Genomic DNA, 3,136 nt, shown 5'->3' with positions numbered 1-3,136 from the left:
TTCCATCAGTTCTATCATGTCCCCATTAGTTAGTTTTTCTAGTATTTTATGACCGATATAGGGCAATATCCAAGTTTTTAACAGTCTTTCATACCATTCCCCCGTTGTTTCTGACACTTCGTTGTGTTTTAACCACCAATTCGAATATGCTTCAAATGTTCCTTTTGCTAATTTAAAAAATTTAGGATGCTTCTTCTTGACCTCATCTTCAAAATCAAATTCCTCCAGCATCAAAAACCTTTCTAAATCTCTACCCTTTAAATCTGTAGTAATAGTTTTACTAAACCTCCTTCTAGAGCCATCTAAATTTGTTCCATCACTAATAAATATCCTATACTTATTTTTACCTACCTTTGTTACACTCACTTCTTATTCCTCCTTTTGTATATAAGAATAAGAGAGGTATTCTGCAGTTATACCTCTCTGTCTCTCTTATAATTTTTCTCTAACGGATAGCTCAATTGTATTTATATTATTTTTATCAAAATCATTATCTTTTATATGTTGTAACTCATGCTTATATCCCATTAGTTGTTGCTCATAATTTAAAACACTATTAACTATTATTGTATGAGAGCCATCCTCATTTCTTGTGCTTACAGCCTTAACTCTAGGTGGTAGCTGTAAAAAACATGTATTAATCAATAGAGCCACCTCTTTCTTTGTTTTTTAAACTGATTAATAGATTCTTAGTGATTTCTAAATCTTCGGGCGTTGCACCTCTAGAAGCATCAAATAGTGCCCTTAGTTCACTATTATTGAGTATTTCTTGAGCTATTTGTCTTGTTTTTAAGTCTAGATAATACTCTTTGTCCGTCCTACCTGTAATGTAATTCATATCCACATTAAACAAGTCAGCTATTTCTTCTAGTAATTCTGTAGGTGGTTTTCTTTCATTATTCTCATACATACTTATAGAGCTTCTTGAAAGATTAAGTTTTTGTGCTAACTCCCCTTGTGTCATGTCTTCTCTTATCCTTAGAGATTTTATCATATTACCAATTTTGCTCACCTTTTTTCACCTCCTCTTTTAAGTTCCTACCTATAGTATACACTAAAAGTAAACAAAATACAAGAACTATTTTTACTTTTAGTGTTGACACTCTAAGTAAATTATGGTAGTATTATATATACAGGAGGTGAGGTTGATGAATAGAGAAAAAATGGCACAAAAATTAAAGGAATTAAGAGGGGACAAGCCTAGGGAGGAAGTAGCTGTAGAGCTTGGAATCAGCTATTCTTCTGTAGTTGCTTATGAGTTAGGGGAAAGAGTTCCTAGGGATGAAGTTAAGGTTAAAATAGCAAGTTATTATGGTGTCCCTGTAGAAGATATATTTTTTATAGGTCAAAATGACACTCAAAGTAACCAAAATAATTAAAAGGAGGGTTAAGTAATGTTTAACAAAGATGAATTAAAGATAATCGAAGGTGGAAAGGAACAAAGGGATAAATACATTGAAAGAGTTGACGTCTTAGAAAAAGTAAAAGAGTTAAACACATTGGCAGGAACAGAGTATATGATTACGAATCAAGTAGCAGAGTTTTATGAAGTGGATAGAAAAGCCATAAATAAAGTATTTACAAGAAATAGAATTGAGCTTATAGAAGATGGGGTTAAAACAGGGTATGGTAAAAAGTTAATGAATGAAATTGGGCTTGGAGACAAGATGTCGCCAACCGAAACTAATTCAGGTGGATTTTTAATAAAAGATACATTGATTTCCTACACAAAAAATACACTATACCCTAAGAGAGCAGTCTTAAGAATTGGGATGTTATTAAGAGATAGCGAAGTAGCAAAAGAAGTAAGAACCTTACTATTAAATGTATACCACGATGCAGAACAAGGAAAAGAAAATGTAATAGAAAACATAAATAAAGAATTAAATTTAGAACAACAGTTAATTATAGACAAGGCATCAGCAGAATACGAAGGTGACTGGAATGAAGTGTCAATTATAAATGCTAAGCTATTCAACTTAAAAAACAAGAGAATAAAAGAGTTAGAAACAGAAAACAAAAACTTAGTAACTACAGCTACAACTATAAAAGATAGTAGGCAGATAATAAACATCTTAATACGAAATATAGCAGTAAGAAATTTTAATAATAATTTTGGCATGGCATGGTCTGAATTTTATAGGAAGGTTAACTACCAATTAGGAATAAATCTAAAAGCTAGGGAAGGTAAGAAAAGTCACTTGGATAAAGCAAGTCAAAAAGAATTGCAAGAGATAGAAAGGATAGCTAGAGCATGGGCGACTAAGTTAGGGCTTGAAGTAGATAGGTTACTGGAATTGAAATAAGGAGGAATAAAGATGAGAGATATTAAGGAGTTTAGAGAAAAATTATTAGGGGCTAAGGTCGTTGATATTGATGAGGTTCAAAAGGTCATATATCTGGAAGATGAAACGAAACGAGTTTACGCAGTTAATCATACTAATGAAGGGCTGATGGTTAATAGGTTTCCAACCAAAGAGGAAGAATTTATAGAGCTTAAAGTTTTAGTAAATTTGTTATTGCAAAAGTTAGATATAGATGAAGATGAACTTTGGGATTTGTATTGTTAATAAGGAGGAATCACTAGGGAGGTATAAAATATGAAAAAAGAACAATTAAAAAAATTACTAAGGAAAGCTGAAGAAGAAGTTCTAGAAGCAATTCCAGAAACAACTTCTCCCCAGAAAATAAAAATAATTATTGATTATGGACATAAGGCGATTTGGACAGAAAAACTTTTGTCTTAAATGCTCCGCCTAACTAAATTTTACCACATAGGGGGACAAGTTAAAAGGAGGGATGCACTATGCAAGAAACTTTATTAAATGACTTGATTAAAGAAATAAAAGAACTAAATAATAACATCTACAATTTTAATAAAAATGTATTTAATGCAAAAGAAGCGGCCGATTATCTTAGCATTGGCTATGACACAATTTTAAGAATGACTAGAATAGGTGAAATAGACCATGTTAGGAATGGCTCTAATTACATTTATAAGAAAGAATTTTTAGATAGATGGCTAGATAAAAATACAATTAGGAGGGTTAAGTAATGTTTAATAAAAATGAATTAAAGGTGATATCAAGGGCTTTAACTAGTTATAATAATCAACTTATAGAAACAAAAGAAACGA

The 3,136-nt window shown here is 31.4% G+C and carries 8 protein-coding genes; 5 read left to right on the top strand and 3 right to left on the bottom strand.

All coding sequences use genetic code 11. The features are described from left to right. From VK071_07000 to VK071_06990, 3 genes are all read right to left on the bottom strand, one after another. Positions 1–366 (bottom strand): hypothetical protein (locus VK071_07000; protein ID HLR35066.1); only part of this gene is annotated, 366 nt, incomplete at its 3' end. 66 nt (positions 367–432) lie between these two features. Beyond that, positions 433–645 (bottom strand): hypothetical protein, encoded by a 213-nt coding sequence (locus VK071_06995; GenBank protein ID HLR35065.1) that lies wholly within the window; start codon positions 643–645, stop codon positions 433–435. Next, complete coding sequence (locus VK071_06990) at positions 638–1,012, bottom strand: helix-turn-helix transcriptional regulator (protein ID HLR35064.1); 375 nt, start codon at positions 1,010–1,012, stop codon at positions 638–640. Before VK071_06990 ends, VK071_06995 begins: the two co-directional genes overlap by 8 nt. A 136-nt stretch (positions 1,013–1,148) precedes the next feature. Here VK071_06990 and VK071_06985 point away from each other — a divergent pair, with 136 nt between their 5' ends. Genes VK071_06985 through VK071_06965 form a run of 5 tightly spaced genes read left to right on the top strand, consistent with a single transcriptional unit; the run spans position 1,149 to position 3,055 of the window. Further along, the gene (locus VK071_06985) at positions 1,149–1,379 is read left to right on the top strand and encodes a helix-turn-helix transcriptional regulator (GenBank protein ID HLR35063.1); all 231 of its coding nucleotides are present in this window, start codon (positions 1,149–1,151) and stop codon (positions 1,377–1,379) included. 15 nt (positions 1,380–1,394) lie between these two features. Continuing rightward, positions 1,395–2,306: a hypothetical protein gene (locus tag VK071_06980; GenBank protein HLR35062.1), complete on the top strand. Its 912-nt coding sequence runs from the start codon at positions 1,395–1,397 to the stop codon at positions 2,304–2,306. A gap of 12 nt (positions 2,307–2,318) precedes the next feature. Beyond that, positions 2,319–2,570, top strand: coding sequence for a hypothetical protein (locus VK071_06975; GenBank protein ID HLR35061.1), 252 nt, complete (start codon positions 2,319–2,321; stop codon positions 2,568–2,570). 30 nt (positions 2,571–2,600) lie between these two features. After that, positions 2,601–2,747, top strand: a complete 147-nt coding sequence (locus tag VK071_06970) for a hypothetical protein (GenBank protein ID HLR35060.1) — start codon at positions 2,601–2,603, stop codon at positions 2,745–2,747. Positions 2,748–2,806: 59 nt separating this feature from the next. Further along, a complete protein-coding gene (locus VK071_06965; GenBank protein ID HLR35059.1) occupies positions 2,807–3,055 on the top strand; it encodes an excisionase family DNA-binding protein in 249 nt (82 codons plus the stop codon). Positions 3,056–3,136: the final 81 nt, after the last annotated feature.

It is taken from the genome of Tissierellales bacterium, assembly GCA_035301805.1.
Taxonomy (GTDB): Bacteria; Bacillota; Clostridia; order Tissierellales; family DATGTQ01; genus DATGTQ01.
This window is presented reverse-complemented; position numbering and strand designations above follow the sequence as displayed.